The organism is Oharaeibacter diazotrophicus, from assembly GCF_004362745.1.
GTDB lineage: Bacteria > Pseudomonadota > Alphaproteobacteria > Rhizobiales > Pleomorphomonadaceae > Oharaeibacter > Oharaeibacter diazotrophicus.
In genome coordinates, this window is record NZ_SNXY01000006.1 from 1,332,804 (window position 1) to 1,348,950 (window position 16,147).

Here is a 16,147-nt window from a genome sequence, read left to right on the forward strand (position 1 = left end):
AATCGGCGTCGCGGAAGATTACATCTCCGCGAGCCGGTTGCATTTTCTTTTCATGATGTCCAGGTGAATAAAAAGGCATCTATTGCGAGCCTAAAAAGGCAGCATAAATCTTTGCCTCTTCCAATTTTCGATTTGCCCTTGATGGATGTTTTCCGCTGATCCGCCGAGGTTAGGTTTTTCCCGTAGTCCACGGCAGCCACCGAGGCCGGGCTCTCCAGCCCTGCCGCGCGGCCCACGGGAGAAAGAGATCAGCACCGATGGCCGGCAAACCCTTTCACCTCGCCTGGTTCCTGCAGGGGTCGAGCATAGCGGGCTGGGGCGATCCCTTCGCCGGCAACATCGCCCGCGACTGGATGTCCGCCGGAGCCTTCCTGGACCTCGCCCGGGCGATGGAACGCGCCTGCTTCGATTACGTCCTGATCGAGGACTCGATCTACGTCGGCGAGAACTGGAAGAACTCCCGCGAGATCTTCCTCGCCAACGGCATGTGCGCACCGCGTCAGGAGCCCTCGGTGGTGGCGACGCTGATGGCCGCCGCGACCACGCGGCTCGGCATCGTGCCGACGCTCTCCACCTTCGCCTACCATCCCTATCTGACGTCCCGCATCGTCGGTTCGCTCGACCAGATCTCCGGCGGCCGCGGCGGCTGGAACATGGTGACCGGCTCGTCAGACCTCTCCGCCATGAACTTCGGCATGGACGCCCTTCCCGAGCACGACGCCCGCTATCTGATGGCCGAGGAATACATCCAGATCTGCAAGGGTCTGTGGGGCTCCTGGGAGCCGGGCGCGATCGTCGCCGACCGTGACAGCGGCCTCCTGATCGACCACACCAAGGTGCACACCATCGACTTCAAGGGCGAGTACTACGCCTCGCGCGGGCCGCTGAACTCCGGTCCGCTGCCGCAGGGCCGGCCGGTGATCGCCCAGGCCGGCGGCTCCAAGATGGGCAAGGCCTTCGCCGCCCGCCACGCCGACACCATCGTCGCCGCCCCCCGCGGCGTCGCGGCGATGAAGAAGTACCGCGACGACATCCGCGCCGAGATGATGGCGGCCGGCCGCGACCCCGACGACTGCAAGGTCCTGTTCCTGCTGCAGCCGATCGTCACCGAGACCAAGGCGGAGGCGGCCGAGAAGATCGCGATGCGCCGCGAATTCTCGGAAAAGAACATCGACCGCATGCTCGCCCGCTTCGGCTGGTCGACCAATCTCGACCTGTCGGACTGCGACCTCGACGCCCCGATCGGCGAACTGACGACCAACGGACACCAGTCCTCGCTCGCCCAGTTCCTCGACAACTCCAAGGGCAAGACGCTGCGTCAGGCCATCGTCGACCACACCACCAAGGGCTACTGCGTCGACGTCGTCGGCACGCCCGACACCTGCGCCGGCATGATGGCGGAGATCATGGAGGAGATCGGCGGCGACGGCTTCCTGATCGAGCAGCCGAACGTCCACCGCAAGGCGATCGCCTCGATCACCGACGGCCTGGTGCCCGAACTCATGCACCGCGGGCTCACCCGCAAGGCCTACGCCCACGAGCAGCTGCGCGACAACCTGCTCGACTTCTGACCCCCCCGCACCGCGACCGTTCGACCACCGGAGATCGTTCATGACGTCAAGCCCGAAGACGCCGTCCCTCGCCGCAACCCTCGGCCTCGCCGCCGGCATTTTGGCCGCCGCCACCGCGCCGGCCGCCGCCGACAAGCTGCTGCTCGGCAACGAAGGCGTCTACCCGCCGTTCAGCATCGTCGCTTCCGACGGTCACCTGACCGGCTTCGAGCCCGAACTCGCCCGCGAGGTCTGCAAGCGCATCGGCGCCGAGTGCGAGTTCGTCGTGATGGACTTCAAGGCGCTGATCCCGTCGCTGCTGCAGGGCAAGTTCGACATCCTGACCTCGCAGCTGTCGCCGACGCCCGAGCGTCTCGAGAAGCTCACCTACGGCACCCCGATCGTCTACAACCCCGCCACCTTCGTCGTGAAGAAGGACAGCGACTACACCTTCACGCCCGAAGGGCTGGCCGGCAAGGGTCTCAAGATCGGCCTGCAGCGCGGCGCTTCCTCGATCCCCTACGTCGACAAGCACTTCCCCGACGTCTTCGAGAAGATCCTCTACGACAACCCCGACCAGATGCGCCTCGACCTGATGGCCGGCCGGATCGACATGGTGTTCGACTCCAAGCTCAACTGGACCTTCGAGCTGATCATGAAGCCGGACGGCAAGGACTGGAAACTCGCCGGCGGCGACCACTGGCTCGGCGACGCCTCCATCCCGGACGACAAGCGCGGCTACAGCTGGGCCGTCCCGAAGGGACAGGAAGCGCTGATCGCGCGCTTCGACAAGGGCATCGACGAGGTCATCGCCGACTGCACCTTCACCAAGCTGCGCAAGCAGTTCCTCGACGTCGCGATCCTCACCCGCGAGGCGCCCTGCCTCGACAAGTGACGCCGGTGTCCGCGGCGATCCCGGCTCCCGGTCGGATCGCCGCGTCCCCCCGAACGCGCCTCGCCCCCGCCCGGACGGACGGGAGACCATGACCCGGCCCCTCGCCCCGTCGCGGCGGGGCGGCCGCGGCAGGACCACCGAAGAGAGAAGCCCTCCCACCCGAGATCCCGAACCACCACCCCACCCTGGAGACCGCCATGACCCGCTTCGCCCGCACCCTTCCCGCGCGGATCCTCGCCCGCCTCGCCGCCCTCGCCGTCGCCGCCGGCGTCGCCCTGCCGGCGGCCGCCGAGACGCTGCGCGTCGGCAACGAGGGCACCTACCCGCCCTTCAGCATGGTGGACGCGGACGGCAAGCTCGTGGGCATCGAGCCGGACCTCGCCCGGGCGATGTGCGAGCGGATGAAGATGGAGTGCGAGTTCGAGGTGATGACCTTCAAGGCGCTGGTGCCGTCGCTGCTGCAGGGCAAGTTCGACGTGCTGGTGTCCCAGCTGACGCCGACCGCCGAGCGCAAGGAGAAGATGCTCTTCACCACCCGCGTGGTCGCCAATCCGATGGTCTTCGTCGTGCCCGCGGCCCTCGACGCGCCGATCACCCGGGAGGGCCTCGCGGGCAAGGGCATGAAGCTCGCCCTGCAGAGCGGCGGCGCGCACATCCAGTACGCCAAGGACATGCTCGGCGACAGCGTCGAATACGTCCTCTACGACAACCCCGACCAGTTCCACCTCGACATGGTCAGCGGCCGGGTGAACATGTCCTTCGAGGCCAAGCTCAACTCGCAGGTCGACTTCCTCTCCAAGGACCCCGGCAAGGGCTTCAAGATGGCCCCCGGCGAATACTGGGTCGGCGAGGCCAGCGTGCCCGAGGACGAGCGCGGCCTCGGCTGGGCGGTCCGCAAGGACTCGCCCGAGCTCCTCGAGAAGGTCGACGCGGCGCTGAAGTCCCTGATCGCCGACTGCACCTACACCCGGATCCGCAAGAAGTACCTCGACATCTCGACCCTGCCCGAGGACGAGGCCTGCGCGGCCACCATGACCAACTGACCTTCACCTGGGCCCGGCGGACACCCCGCCGGGCCCGCGCCGTTTCCGGCCATCGCTCCAACGTCCGCAAGGAGGGCCCATGGACCTCGCCTCTCCAGAATTCTGGGGCTACATCCGCCAGATGGCGGGTGGAGCGGTGATCACCCTCGAGCTGTTCGCGTGCAGCGTCGTGCTGGCGCTGGTACTCGGGACGATCGTCGGCATCGTCAGCCTGTCCCGCAACCTCGCGATCCAGGCGCTGTGGCGGACCTACGCCTCGATCGTGATGGGCGTGCCCTCGCTCCTGGTGATCTTCATCATCTACTACGGCGGCAGCGCCATGCTGAACGGTCTGTTCGGCCGTTCGCTGCGCCTCGACGTCACGCCCTTCGGGGCCGGGCTCGCCGCCCTCACGATCGTCTACGCGGCCTATGTCGCCGAACTCGTCCACGGCGCCGTGCGCAACCTGCCGCGCGGCCAGTTCGAGGCCTGCGCGGCGCTGTCGCTGCGCCCGGTGCAGGCCTGGATCCACGTAATCCTGCCGCAGGTGTTCCGGCTCGCCCTGCCCGGCCTCGTCAACGTCTGGCTGATCGTGCTCAAGGACACGCCGCTGGTCTCGCTCGCCGGCCTCAACGATCTCGTCGCCACCGCCAAGATCTCCGCGGGCGCGACCAAGGAACCCTTCATCTTCTTCATCGCGGCGTCGCTGTTCTTCATCGCGTTCAGCGCGCTGACCATGCCCCTCGCCAACCGGCTCGACACCCGTCTCGGCCGCGGCATCGCCAAGGTGAAGTCATGAGCGCACTGCCGATCGACCTCGAACTCGCCGCCGAGAGCCTGCCCGAGATGCTGCGCGGGCTCGGCACCACCATCTCGATCACCGTGGTCGTGCTGCTGCTCGGCCTCGTGCTGTCGGTGCCGATGGCGCTCGCCCGCATGTCGAAGCGGCCCTGGCTGTCCTGGCCGGCGGCGTGCTTCGTGGTGTTCTTCCGCGGCGCGCCGCTGCTGACCCTGCTCTACCTCGTCTACTACGGCTTCGGGCAGATCGAGTCGCTGCGCGAAGGCCCGCTGTGGTTCGTGTTCGGCAGCGCCTTCGCCTGCGCCGTCATCGGCCTCACCCTCAACCACGTCGCCTTCATGGTCGACGTGGTGCGCGGCAGCCTGGAGGCGGTGCCCGCCGGTCTCGTCGAGGCGGCTTCCGCCCTCGGCATCACGCCGCGCCAGACCTTCCGCGAGATCCAGATGCCGCTCGCCATGCGCTACGGCCTCGCCGCCTACCAGAACGAGGTGGTGATGTTCACCAAGGGCACGGCGGTGATCAGCGTGATCACGGTGGTCGACCTGACCGCGGTCGCCAACGCGGTGTTCGAGCAGACCTACGATCCCTTCACCCCGATGCTGACGGCCGCCTTCCTCTACTGGACGCTCGTCAACGTCATCCGTCTCGGCTTCGGCCTGCTCGAGGGCCACCTGAACCGCCACCTCAGGGCCCACGACGCCTCGCGCGGCGAGGCCGGCGTGCGCCTGCCGGCCGCCGTGGCGGCGCTCGGGCGCCGGCTGCGCCTCGCCGTCACCCCGTCGACCCCGAAGGAACAGACCTCATGAGCCTCGCGACGCCCGCTCCCGCCGGGACCGATCCCTCGCAGCGCGCCGTCGCGGTGACGATGCGGGGCGTGGAGAAGTACTACGGCAAGTTCCGCGCCCTCTCCGGCATCGACCTCGAGGTCCGCCGCGGCGAGAAGATCGTGATCTGCGGACCGTCCGGCTCCGGCAAGTCGACGCTGATCCGCACCATCAACCGGCTCGAGCCCCACGACGGCGGCACCATCGTCGTCAACGGCGTCGAGCTCGACGGCAGCGCGGCCAAGACCCAGGACGTCCGCCTCGAGGTCGGAATGGTGTTCCAGCAGTTCAACCTGTTCCCGCACCTGACCATCCTCGAGAACTGCATGCTGGCCCCGCGCCTCGGCCGCGGCATCTCGCGCGCCCTCGCGGAGAAGCGCGCGCTGCAGTATCTCGACCGCGTCCACATCGCCGAGCAGGCGCACAAGTACCCGAGCCAGCTCTCGGGCGGACAGCAGCAGCGCGTCGCGATCGCCCGGGCGCTCTGCATGGAACCGCCGATCATGCTGTTCGACGAGCCGACCTCGGCGCTCGATCCGGAGATGATCAAGGAGGTCCTGCAGGTGATGGAGGACCTCGCCGCCGACGGCATGACCATGATCTGCGTCACCCACGAGATGGGCTTCGCCCGCCGCGTCGCCACCCGCTGCGTCTTCATGGACAAGGGCGAGATCGTGGAGATCGCCCCGGCCACGGAGTTCTTCGAGCAGCCGAAGAGCGAACGCCTCAAGGGCTTCCTCGCGCAGATCCTGCACTGACGGCACCGACGGGACGCCTTCCCCCGACGTCGCCCGAGCGCCATCCCCGAGACCGCCGACGCCCCGCGCCGGCGGTCTCGTCGCATCCGGCGGGCGCCCGTTCCCATGAGCCCGCGCAACCGCCCCGGCCGCGCCCGCGCGGGCGCCCACGGCTCCGGCAGGCTGGCGCGGCAATGGGCAGCGAGCCCCCGGAGAGGGCCGAAGGTCGGTTCGCGCCTTGGCGATGGTTCGCCGCGCCGGGCGTCGCTAGTCAGGAAGGGCCGGCTGCCCCGGCCGCCCGTCGCCGTCCCACCTGCGGACGGCCCCGGCGAAGCGGCAGCACCGGCCGACGTGCCCGATCGGGCGGCCCCTCCTCTGGCGGAACGAGGCGCGATGACTGGTCACGACCGACCGCAGATCGAAGCCGTCCCCGTCCCGGCGCGGGCCGAACCGCGGCTGCCGGCCTCGGGGCCGGCCCCGCTCGGCGGCCACGTCCGCGAGACGCTGCGTCTCGCCGGGCCGATCTCGATGGCCCATTTCTCCAACCTCGCCACCACCACGGCGACCCTCCTGATGTTCGGCTGGACCAGTGCCGACGCGCTCGCCGCCGGCGGCCTCGCCATCCGCGTCGCCGTCAGCACCAACATCCTCTGCGGCGTCGTGGTCGTCGCCGGCCTGATGATGTCCGAGGCCGAGGGCGCCGGCGACGGCCGCGCGGTGGCGGCGAGCTACGGCCGCGGCCTCGTGCTGGCCCTCGCCCTGTCGGTGCTGTCCTTCCTCTGGATGACCGTGTCGCCGACGCTGCTGCTCGCCCTCGGCCAGGATCCCGGGATCGTCGCCCGCACCGCCGACGTCCTCGACGTCATGCGCTGGGCCGAGCCGGCCAACCTGATCCGCCTCGGCCTGATGCGCTCGGCGCTGCCGGCGCTCGGCCTCGCCTCGATCCTGTTCGCGCTGACGCCGGTGTCGATCGCCGCCTACGTGCTGATCGGCTTCGGCCTGGTGTCCGGCCGGTTCGGCCTGCCCGAGGTCGGCTGGCTCGGGATTCCCGTCGCCTTCGTGATCGTGAGCTGGGCCGGCGCGCTCGTCATGCTGGCCGTGGTCCACCTCGGACCGCGGCGCCGCAAGGTCGCCCTCCGCCCGGGCGGGCTCGGCGGCATCCTCCACGTCTTCGGCCGCGGCCTGCCGATCGGCACCATGCAGGCGATCGACAACGTCTACTATCTCACGCTGACGCTCCTGATCGGCCAGTTCGGCGCCGCCACCCTCGCCGCCCACCAGATCGCGCTCAACTTCGGCACCATCGCCTGGGCCTTCGCCTCCGCCTTCGGCGACGCCGGCGCGCTCCGGATCCGCTACCGCCGCGGCGCCCGCGCCATGGACGACGCCTGGCGCGCCGGCCGGGTCGCCGCCGTGCTGTCGGTGCTGTCGATGACCGCGGCGGCCGCCGTCGTTCTCGCCTTCCCCGCCCCCTTCGTCGGCCTGTTCCTCGACGTCCACCGGCCAGAGAACGCCGCCACCGTCGCGATCGCGCTCACGTTCATCCCGTTCGCCGCCGGCTTCATCTTCGCCGACGGCCTCTACGGCGCCGGCATGGGCGTGCTGCGCGGGCTCGACGACAACCGCTTCGCCATGGTCGCCTCGGCCTGCGGCTACTGGGGCGTCGGCATGCCGCTCGCCTGCCTGTTCGCCTTCGCGCTCGGCTTCGGCGGCATCGGCATCTGGATCGGCATCGTCTGCGGCGTCACCCTGGTCGGTTCGGTGCTGCTCGCCCGCTTCGGCTGGCAGGCCGACCATGCCGGGCGGGCGAAGCACCGCGCCGCCGCGCCGCCGGCCGGCGAACTCGCCGGCTCCGGGAGCCCGACGTGAGCGCCGACGGCGGCGCCCGCTTCACCCCCGCCGATCTCGACGGCGCCGCGGCGATCCCGGCGGCGGCGCCGGATACGGCCGCCCCGTCCGCGGACGTGGACGCCGCCGGCGCCGTCGACGCCTCGGATCTCGCCGAGGTCGCGCTGACCGCGCCGCTCGCCCCGCCGCTGTCGGCACCCCGGCGCGAGCCGGTCGCCGGACGGCTCCGCCGGCTCGGCGCCCGCGGCCGCTCCCGCTGGACGGCGGCGTCCGACAACCTGCGCGGTTCGGCGCTGATGATCGGCTCGATCCTCGTCTTCTGCGTGATGATGTCGGCCATCAAGGCGATCGGCGACGGCCTGCCGCTGGTCGAGACCCTGCTGATCCGCCAGCTGCTGCTGACCGCCATGGTGCTGCCGGTGCTCCGGGGCGACCTCGTCGCGGTGTTCCGCTCGCAGCACGCCGGCCTCCTCGCCCTGCGCGGGCTGTTCTCTCTCGGTTCGCAATACACCTATTTCCTCGCGGTGCTCTACCTGCCGCTCGCCGAGATGACCGCCCTCGGCTTCAGCCAGGTGGTGTTCATGACGCTGACGGCGGTGGTCGTGCTGCGCGAGACCGTCGACGCCCGCCGCTGGGCCGCCACCGGCATCGGCTTCCTCGGCGTCCTCGTGATGCTGAAGCCCGGCGCGGCGCTGTTCGACCCGCACGCGCTGCTGGCGATCCTGAGCGCCCTGCTCCTCTGCGGCGTCACCGCCTTCATCCGCCTGCTCGCGGACCGGGAGTCGACCTCCGCGATGCTGCTCTACCAGTCGGCCGTGCTCTGCCTAGCCTATGTCGGCCCGGCGATCTGGCTGTGGGAATGGCCGACGCCGCGCGAATGGGGCCTGCTCGCCCTGATCGGCGTGTTCGGCACCATCGGCCAGTATCTCTTCACGATGGCCTTCCGCGTCGCCGAGACCTCGGCGCTCGCCCCGCTCGAGTTCACCCGCCTGATCGTCGCCTGCGCGATCGGCTACGCCCTCTTCGACGAAATCCCCGACCTCCGGACCCTCCTCGGCGCCACCATCGTCATCGCCACCACGGTGTACACGGTCCGCGGCAACGCGGGGTGATGGAGGGTGGGAGGGCGGAGGGCGGGCCCCCCCAGAAGCCGACCGAAATAATGCAAAGTCCCGGCGAGTCGAAACGTCATGAAACGGGTTTAGGAGTGCCGAGGTCTATGGTGCACCCTCGGCTTTGCGCTTGCGGATCGAACGCTTCAAAATGAGATACAAACCCCATCCGACAAAATAAATAATGACAGCAGAGAAATAGAGGTACCCAAGAACAGTCCAGAAACTGTTCGTTTCCGCGATAAAACTCAACGACGCCTGCAGGCAAATGCCGGACGGGATCCCGACGCCATAGCCGGCACCACGCCATGAAACAAGTGCATATGAAGGAATCCCTGATCGTTTCGCTAGCCCAAAAAACAACGACAACCCACCCAAAATTATCGCCGCGGCTAGAGATCCATAGAATAAACCAAGTAAAATCGAGAGCACGATACAAAAGGCGCCGCTAGCAACGAAAATTAGAGCAAACGCAAAAATTGAGTATGCGATACGCATCATTCAATATCCAGTACCAAGAATTAAAAGAACATGGAAACGATCGAATATTTCCACGATCACGGTACTTTCATCATCAAACTGCGGGAGTTCTGGCTCAAAGCAGGTCTCACCTGGGTATTCTAAACGATCTGAATAATTTATCGACAATCTGTCAGATCGATTCTCTGTATTAAATTTAATCAGTACACTTTTTATTGTTGTTGCACAGTTTTTCTTGTCGCCACCTTCAAAATAGAACGCTAAATCATGGCGGCAAATTTCTTTCGACTTTGTCCTGTTGTTGTAAACTGCTCTACCCCCTACAAAGACAGAAATTCGACAGTCGTCGTTTCTGCAATCGATATCGAGCGCAGGTATTCCATCGCCTTTGGTGAGCGTCCTCGCCTCGCTTGGCTTCACGCATTGCGATGCAGCGTAACCCGCAGAAGGAAACAGTGAGAGCGACATCACAATGGTGAAACACAAAATGCGCATTACAGTCCACGATATGATAGGATTCATGAGTAGTTTAACTCGCCGACGGCGTCGGACTTGATCGCATGCGGAACGATTCGCCGCCTTTCCGCCTCCCGGTCCACTTGCGGTGCGGTTCGAAATCGTGGTCGAATCTTCGCCACATAAGACTCGATCCGCAAGCGCCTCGAAAACGTTTCGTTCTTCATTTGGCGAATGAACTAGCCAAATTCAAAACAACAGACAATCCTGAATGGAGGCTCTAAACATATCGTGCAGCGGGCTTGTATCAGAGTTACACAAAATCACACGCCGGCCGGAAACATGAGCCAACTCAAAATACCCGCCACTTTCATCGATCAGTCGATCACCATCGAGTACCACGAACAATCCGAACAGCGCCTCACAAGCAGATTCGGCGATTAGGCTATCGACATGGTCTCTACTTTCGTCGTCGAGAGATTTGTACCAGTTTGAACGATTTCTGATCTCAACCGACACCTTACGCCCGGTCGGATTTCTCAGTCTCTCTACCACATCCAAAACCGCGGCATCGGCAACATGGATCTTGACCAGATCGACAAAGGACTCGCTGTCCATCCCGAAACTCCTCATTCTTGGAACTTCCAGGACGATGAGTCCTGCTCAACTTACTCGGAAACCAATGTAGGCTTCTCAGAATAACGACGAAACCAAAATTGCCGTAAATTCTTATGCGATTGAATATTCAGAAAATCTATGACCCCTGCATCTCCATGGCATGGGCATCGCCAAATGCCCTGGCGTAGGCAAGGGAATAGTCGAAGCCGTTTCGCCGGCGTATGCCGTCGATATGCGTGCCACCGGGTGTTTCCGAACAACACGACGTGATGCAAGACCGTGACCCGATATGGACGTCGCGACCTCATGACCGAGTGGTCGTCCGCGTCCGGCTTGCGTCCCGCGCACGGGATGCAAGCAGATCCAAGGCGACGGCGATCTTGATCCGTGCGGACTTCCTGCAACCGCGACGGTAGTCCGCGAGCGTCCTGCGCACCACCAGAATCTCGCCGTCGTCGCGCGGTACTTCGACGACGACGATCTCGTCGGGCGAAACGAGAACGGTGTAGATGTCTTCACCCTGGTCCATGACCCAGTCCAAGACGAAGGCGTCGGCGACGTTCGCCGTTTCGGCTCGGAGGGCGTCGACCAACCGATCGTCGCTGCCGTCGTTCAAGGCGGCATTGGATCGGAGCAACTGCTCGCGCAACAATCCTTCGGCGAGGCTGCCGATCAGCTTCATGTCCTCACCCCCTGCACGTGCCCGCAGGACATGCGAAATCACGCTTCGCGGCCGATCATTGCGTCGCTGCGGTGAAGGGCCGCCGAGACTTCGCGCATCGCGGCCCCCGATGGCCGTTGAGCGGAAGAGGAAGTGCTCCGCCCTCGCGCCGAGGCGACGTTCATCCCAATGCTACCAAGCGGGAGCAGCGTTCGCATCCGGTGCCTCGGCGATGAGACGCACGACGCGGAAGGTGAAGTCAGTGGCCGATCGGACGAACGCAGGGCGATCCGACGGTGATTTCATTGACGGCAGCCGTCACATGCGAGCGGATCCGTCGAACACCGCCACCCGAACTCCGCGTCGAAGAACGAAGACGCCCCCGCGAGAACATTTCGTACTTGGTAAGAAAACGGCGCGCCATCGACGAAACCGAAGCGCCTTCGACATCCGGAACTGCAATGATCCTAGCTCGTCCCGTCGACCGGCTCGGACACGCCCCCCTCCTCCGCCCGCACCACCTCCTCCTGCAGCGCCTTGAGGTGCGGGGCGGCGGCGTCCGTGGCGGCGCGTTCGATGGCGCGGAAGCGGGCGACGAGGGCGAGGCCGAGGGGGGTGAGGGCGGCGCCGCCGCCGCGGCGCCCGCCGGACTGGCCGGAGACGACCGGCCGGCCGAAGGTGCGGTTCATCTCCTCGACCAGTTCCCAGGCGCGGCGGTAGGACATCCCCATCGCCCGCCCGCCCGCCGCGATCGAGCCGAAGGCCGCGATCTTCTCGAGCAGGTCGATCTTGCCGGGACCGATCCGGCCGTCGGGATCGAGATCGATGCGCAGGCTGAGGGCGGGCATGACGGCGAGACTCGGTGGGCGGGGCCGATCGGACTATGGCCGCCGGCCGACGCCGACGCCAGTCCGGGCCGACGAATCATCCGCGACACCGCCCCGCGACCAGCCACGGGCTCGCCGGGCCGCACCGCGCGGAGCCACGGCCACGCGGGGTGTCGCGCCGCGCGCCTGGAGCCCATCGGAGCCAGCGTCCCTGCGCCCGAACCGGGAGCACGGCGGCAATACCGGGGTCGCCGAGTTCCGACCCGTCGTCGGCGCACTCGCGCGCCAGAGGCACCCGACCGGGCGCCGGCCGAAAGGGCGAAACCTCGCAAAGTTCCGACGAGTCGGGACGTTGAGAGGCAGGTACGAGAGGCCGTGGACGAGACGGCCTCCGCCGCGCTATTCCTTTTCGAATATAGCGCCATCGGCGGATCGAGGCCCCTCCCCGGATCGGCCGTCCGCTGCACGCCGGGCAGCCCCCGTTCACCCGAGGTGACCCATGACACCGCGTGACGAGATCCGTACCAACGAGGTGGCGGTGGCGCCGCCGGTGCCGGGCGACGCCGGGCTCGTGTTCGTGGGACGCATCGCGACGCCGTGGACCGAGCGGACCGACTGCCCGCGCCAAGGCCGGCTCGACGGGCCGGACTGCCGCATCGAGGTGTTCGAACCCTGGGTGGCGGCGCTCGACGGCATCGGCCGCTACGAGCGCCTCGAGGTGCTCTACTGGCTGCACCGCTCGCGCCGCGACCTGGTGCGTCAGAGCCCGGCCGACGACGGCGCCACGCGCGGCACCTTCGCGCTGCGTTCGCCGGTGCGGCCGAACCCGATCGGCACGGCGGTTGTCCGGCTGGTGGCGGTGGACGGGCCGTTCCTCACCGTGCGCGGGCTCGACTGCGTCGACGGCACGCCGCTCGTCGACCTCAAGCCCGACCGCACTCTGTTCGTGCCGCTGGCGCCGCCGCAGCCGGGCGACTTCGAGACCGGCCCGGCCGCTTCCGCGGGCCGGCCGGCGTGAGCGCGCTGCCGCGCCTCTACGCCGACAACGACGTCGCCGGCATGGTCTACGGCCCCGGCGACGATCCAGACGCCCTGCTCGCCGGCTTCGTCCGCACGCTGCTCGGCGAGGGCTGGGACGTGCTCGGCATCCTGCAGCGGAGCGTTCCGGGCGCGACGTCGCGCAACCGTGCCGTCGCGTTCGATCTCGTGCCCGCGGGCGAATGGCCGGAGCCGCCGGTCGCGGGCGTCCGGGCGCCGGGGCGTGCGGCGGACGCGCTGCCGGAACTCGGCCGCCGGCTCGCGGCCGTGCTCCACCGCCGGCCGGACCTCGTCGTCCTCAACCGCTTCGGCCGCGCCGAGGTCGCCGGCGGCGGCCTCGTCGACGTGCTCGGCCGCGCGCTCGAGGGCGGCGTGCCGGTGCTGGTCGCGGTGCCCGCCGGGCTCTACGACACCTGGATCGCCGGCACCGGCGGCCTCGCCGTCACGATCGAGCCGCGGGCGGAGCGGCTCCGCGGCTGGTGGGCCGCGCTCGGCAACGCGCCGTCGCCGCGGCGCGCGCCGCCGGCCTGCCCGCACGAGCCCTGACCACGGCGGCTCCGCTCGGCCTATTCCGCGCCGTCGAACGCGTGGACCGTGGCGGTGCCCGGCGTCCCCGCCGAGGCGCCCCATTCGGCGACGACGTAGGTGGCGAGCGGTGTCAGCCGGGCCCACGGCAGGTGGTCGCGACCGGGGTCGCCGACGAGGACGCGCGCGCCGCGGCAGCGGAGTTCGGTCAGCGCGGCGAGCGCGGCGGTCGCGACGGCGGCGTCGTAGAAGACGTCGCCGGCGACGACGAGATCGAAGTGGCCGGCCGGGAGTTCGGCGGCCGTCGCGACGGCGAGGCCCGCGCGCCGGGCGTTGGCGCGGACCGCGGCGCGGGCAAAAGAGTCGGCGTCGAGCGCGACGACCTCGGCCGCACCGGCGCGGGCGGCGGCGAGGGCCGCGACGCCGCCGCCGGCGCCGAAGTCGAGCACGCGGCGGTCCGCGGCCAGCACCGGGTGGTCGAGGAGGTGACGGGCGAGCACGAGGCCGCCCGGCCAGGGCCGCGCCCAATAGGGCGGCGGGAAGGCCGGATCGGCGGCGGCGAGGCGGCCGAGGCCGCTCGACGGCACCGCCGCGTGCAGCGCGATCTCGGGCACCAGCGGATGCGCCGCGGCCGGCAGCCGCGCGGTGATGAAGGCCTCGACGTCCATGGTGGCGCCGTCACGCTGTCGCCCAGGAGGAACGTTCCGCCGGAGACGGGCGCCCTTTCGGGGGGAACCTTCTCCGCTGCCGGACGTTTACGCTCACCGAGGGCTTTCGGGGAAGCCATGGAACGTCGCGACAGGGCGGAAGGATCCGACGACGACAGCCGATACCGGCGTCTCGTCGATGCGATCACGGACTACGCCATCTACATGCTAGATCCGAACGGGATCGTGTCGAGCTGGAATCCGGGGGCCAGGCGCTTCAAGGGCTACGAGCGCGAGGAGATCCTCGGCCGGCACTTCTCGATCTTCTACACCGAAGAGGATCGCGAGGCGGGCATACCCGCGCTCGCGCTGCGCACGGCGGCCGAATCCGGTCGCTTCAACGCCGAGGGCTGGCGGCTGCGCAAGGACGGCGGCCGTTTCTGGGCCTCGGTGGTGATCGACCCGATCCACGACGCCGACGGCGCCGTGGTCGGCTTCGCCAAGGTCACGCGCGACCTCACCGACCGCCGCGCCGCCGACGAGGCGCTCAGGCGCTCCGAACAGCAGTTCCGGCTGCTGGTCCAGAGCGTCACCGACTACGCCATCTTCATGCTCGACCCGCAAGGCAACGTCGCCAGTTGGAACGCCGGCGCCGAGCGCATCAAGGGCTATGCGCCCGCCGAGATCCTCGGCGAGCACATCTCGGTATTCTACACGCCCGAGGAGCAGATCGCCGGCCTGCCGCGGCTCGCGCTCGAGACCGCCGCCCGGGAGGGCCGCTTCGAGAGCGAGGGCCAGCGCGTGCGCAAGGACGGTTCGCGCTTCGACGCCCACGTGGTGCTCGACGCCGTCCACGACGAGACAGGCCGGCCGATCGGCTTCGCCAAGATCACCCGCGACATCAGCGAGCGGCTCCAGGCCCAGCGCGAGCTGGAAGCGACGCGCGAGGCGCTGTTCCAGTCGCAGAAGATCGAGGCGGTCGGCCAGCTGACCGGCGGCGTCGCCCACGATTTCAACAACCTGCTGGCAGTCGTGATGGGCGGGCTCGAAGTGCTGCGCCGGCGCGTGCCCGACGAGCCGCGCACCCGCGCGATCCTCGACGACCTCGTGCGCGCGGTCGACCGTGGCGCGGCGCTGACCCGGCGCATGCTCGCCTTCGCCCGGCGCCAGGACCTCGTGATCCGCGCCGTCGACGTCGCCGCGCTGGTCGCTGGGATGACGGAGCTGCTCGAACGCTCGCTCGGGCCGGCCATCGCGATCGAGACACCCTTCCCCGCCGACGTGCCGCCGGTCCGTACCGACTCGCACCACCTCGAGACCGCCCTGATCAACCTCGCCGTCAATGCCCGCGACGCCATGCCGGAGGGCGGCACCATCACATTCTCCGCGGCGCCGGCCGTGCCGGATCCGACCGACGGGCTGCCGCCCGGCGCCTATGTCGCGGTCGCGGTCACCGACAGCGGCTCGGGCATGGACGAGGCGACGCTGGCGCGCGCGGTCGAGCCGTTCTTCACGACCAAGGGCGTCGGCAAGGGCACCGGTCTCGGGCTGTCGATGGTGCACGGTCTCGCCGAGCAGTCGGGCGGGCGGATGCGGATCCGCAGCCGGGTCGGCATCGGCACGACGGTGGAACTGCTGCTGCCGGCGGCCGCCCCCGAGGACGTCCGGGACGAGCCGGCGCGGCCGCGGCCGGTGCCGACGCCGGGGCGTCGGCTGGCGGTGCTCGCGGTCGACGACGACGAACTGGTGCTCGCCGCCACCGCCGGCATGCTCGAGGACCTCGGCCACGCCGTCGTCGCCGTGCCGTCGGCGGCGCGGGCGCTCGGCCTCGTCGAATCCGGCGGCGCTTTCGACCTCGTGCTGACCGATCAGGTGATGCCGGAAATGACCGGTGCCGAACTCGCCGCCCGCCTCGCCGCGATCCGGCCGGAGCTGCCGATCCTGGTGGTCACCGGCTACTCCGACCTGCCCGCCGACCTGCCGGCGCACCGCCTCGCCAAGCCGTTCAGCCGCGACGGCCTCGCCGCCGCCATCGCGGATGCGACGGCGGGCCGCACCGGACCGCGCGCCGTGCTATGACCGGCGCGGCGCGGGGGAGCGCCACGGGG

At 68.6% G+C, this 16,147-nt stretch carries 17 protein-coding genes; 11 read left to right on the forward strand and 6 right to left on the reverse strand.

Annotated elements, in window-relative coordinates; genetic code table 11:
- The first annotated feature begins 257 nt into the window (after positions 1-257).
- The 8 genes from EDD54_RS06305 to EDD54_RS06340 all read left to right on the forward strand — a co-directional run bounded on the left by EDD54_RS06305 (position 258) and on the right by EDD54_RS06340 (position 8,787).
- Entirely contained in the window at positions 258-1,571 is a 1,314-nt protein-coding gene (locus EDD54_RS06305) for an NtaA/DmoA family FMN-dependent monooxygenase (RefSeq protein ID WP_126535534.1), read from the forward strand.
- Positions 1,572-1,611: 40 nt separating this feature from the next.
- On the forward strand, positions 1,612-2,445 hold the full coding sequence (locus tag EDD54_RS06310; protein WP_126535531.1) for a transporter substrate-binding domain-containing protein: 834 nt from the start codon (positions 1,612-1,614) through the stop codon (positions 2,443-2,445).
- A gap of 197 nt (positions 2,446-2,642) precedes the next feature.
- Positions 2,643-3,488: a transporter substrate-binding domain-containing protein gene (locus tag EDD54_RS06315; RefSeq protein WP_126535529.1), complete on the forward strand. Its 846-nt coding sequence runs from the start codon at positions 2,643-2,645 to the stop codon at positions 3,486-3,488.
- A 79-nt stretch (positions 3,489-3,567) separates the two neighbouring features.
- Positions 3,568-4,266 (forward strand): ABC transporter permease, encoded by a 699-nt coding sequence (locus tag EDD54_RS06320; RefSeq protein ID WP_126535527.1) that lies wholly within the window; start codon positions 3,568-3,570, stop codon positions 4,264-4,266.
- Positions 4,263-5,072 (forward strand): ABC transporter permease, encoded by an 810-nt coding sequence (locus tag EDD54_RS06325; RefSeq protein WP_126535525.1) that lies wholly within the window; start codon positions 4,263-4,265, stop codon positions 5,070-5,072. The genes EDD54_RS06320 and EDD54_RS06325 overlap by 4 nt, the downstream gene beginning before the upstream one ends.
- A complete protein-coding gene (locus EDD54_RS06330) occupies positions 5,069-5,848 on the forward strand; it encodes an amino acid ABC transporter ATP-binding protein (RefSeq protein ID WP_126535523.1) in 780 nt (259 codons plus the stop codon). Before EDD54_RS06325 ends, EDD54_RS06330 begins: the two co-directional genes overlap by 4 nt.
- Before the next feature lie 372 nt (positions 5,849-6,220).
- On the forward strand, positions 6,221-7,696 hold the full coding sequence (locus EDD54_RS06335) for an MATE family efflux transporter (RefSeq protein ID WP_165644633.1): 1,476 nt from the start codon (positions 6,221-6,223) through the stop codon (positions 7,694-7,696).
- Positions 7,693-8,787 (forward strand): DMT family transporter, encoded by a 1,095-nt coding sequence (locus tag EDD54_RS06340; RefSeq protein WP_126535519.1) that lies wholly within the window; start codon positions 7,693-7,695, stop codon positions 8,785-8,787. Before EDD54_RS06335 ends, EDD54_RS06340 begins: the two co-directional genes overlap by 4 nt.
- Before the next feature lie 105 nt (positions 8,788-8,892).
- On the opposite strand, the gene EDD54_RS06345 is transcribed toward EDD54_RS06340, so the two are convergent.
- From EDD54_RS06345 to EDD54_RS06365, 5 genes are all read right to left on the reverse strand, one after another.
- Positions 8,893-9,288, reverse strand: a complete 396-nt coding sequence (locus EDD54_RS06345) for a hypothetical protein (protein WP_126535517.1) — start codon at positions 9,286-9,288, stop codon at positions 8,893-8,895.
- Positions 9,289-9,735 (reverse strand): hypothetical protein, encoded by a 447-nt coding sequence (locus EDD54_RS06350; protein ID WP_126535515.1) that lies wholly within the window; start codon positions 9,733-9,735, stop codon positions 9,289-9,291. It lies immediately after the preceding gene.
- A gap of 237 nt (positions 9,736-9,972) precedes the next feature.
- Positions 9,973-10,341 carry a hypothetical protein gene (locus EDD54_RS06355; RefSeq protein ID WP_126535513.1) on the reverse strand — a complete coding sequence of 123 codons (369 nt, stop codon included), beginning with the start codon at positions 10,339-10,341 and terminating at the stop codon, positions 9,973-9,975.
- A gap of 304 nt (positions 10,342-10,645) precedes the next feature.
- Complete coding sequence (locus tag EDD54_RS06360; RefSeq protein ID WP_126535511.1) at positions 10,646-11,023, reverse strand: hypothetical protein; 378 nt, start codon at positions 11,021-11,023, stop codon at positions 10,646-10,648.
- Positions 11,024-11,469: 446 nt separating this feature from the next.
- On the reverse strand, positions 11,470-11,850 hold the full coding sequence (locus EDD54_RS06365; protein ID WP_126535509.1) for a winged helix-turn-helix domain-containing protein: 381 nt from the start codon (positions 11,848-11,850) through the stop codon (positions 11,470-11,472).
- 478 nt (positions 11,851-12,328) lie between these two features.
- Between EDD54_RS06365 and tsaA the strand changes: the two genes are divergently transcribed.
- On the forward strand, positions 12,329-12,847 hold the full coding sequence (gene tsaA, locus EDD54_RS06370; protein WP_126535507.1) for a tRNA (N6-threonylcarbamoyladenosine(37)-N6)-methyltransferase TrmO: 519 nt from the start codon (positions 12,329-12,331) through the stop codon (positions 12,845-12,847).
- The gene (locus EDD54_RS06375) at positions 12,844-13,413 is read left to right on the forward strand and encodes a DUF2478 domain-containing protein (RefSeq protein WP_126535505.1); all 570 of its coding nucleotides are present in this window, start codon (positions 12,844-12,846) and stop codon (positions 13,411-13,413) included. Before tsaA ends, EDD54_RS06375 begins: the two co-directional genes overlap by 4 nt.
- A 20-nt stretch (positions 13,414-13,433) precedes the next feature.
- On the opposite strand, the gene EDD54_RS06380 is transcribed toward EDD54_RS06375, so the two are convergent.
- The gene (locus EDD54_RS06380) at positions 13,434-14,060 is read right to left on the reverse strand and encodes a class I SAM-dependent methyltransferase (protein ID WP_126535503.1); all 627 of its coding nucleotides are present in this window, start codon (positions 14,058-14,060) and stop codon (positions 13,434-13,436) included.
- Between the two features lie 117 nt (positions 14,061-14,177).
- On the opposite strand from EDD54_RS06380, the gene EDD54_RS06385 reads away from it, so the two are divergent.
- A complete protein-coding gene (locus EDD54_RS06385; protein WP_126535501.1) occupies positions 14,178-16,118 on the forward strand; it encodes a hybrid sensor histidine kinase/response regulator in 1,941 nt (646 codons plus the stop codon).
- The last annotated feature ends 29 nt before the right edge of the window (positions 16,119-16,147 follow it).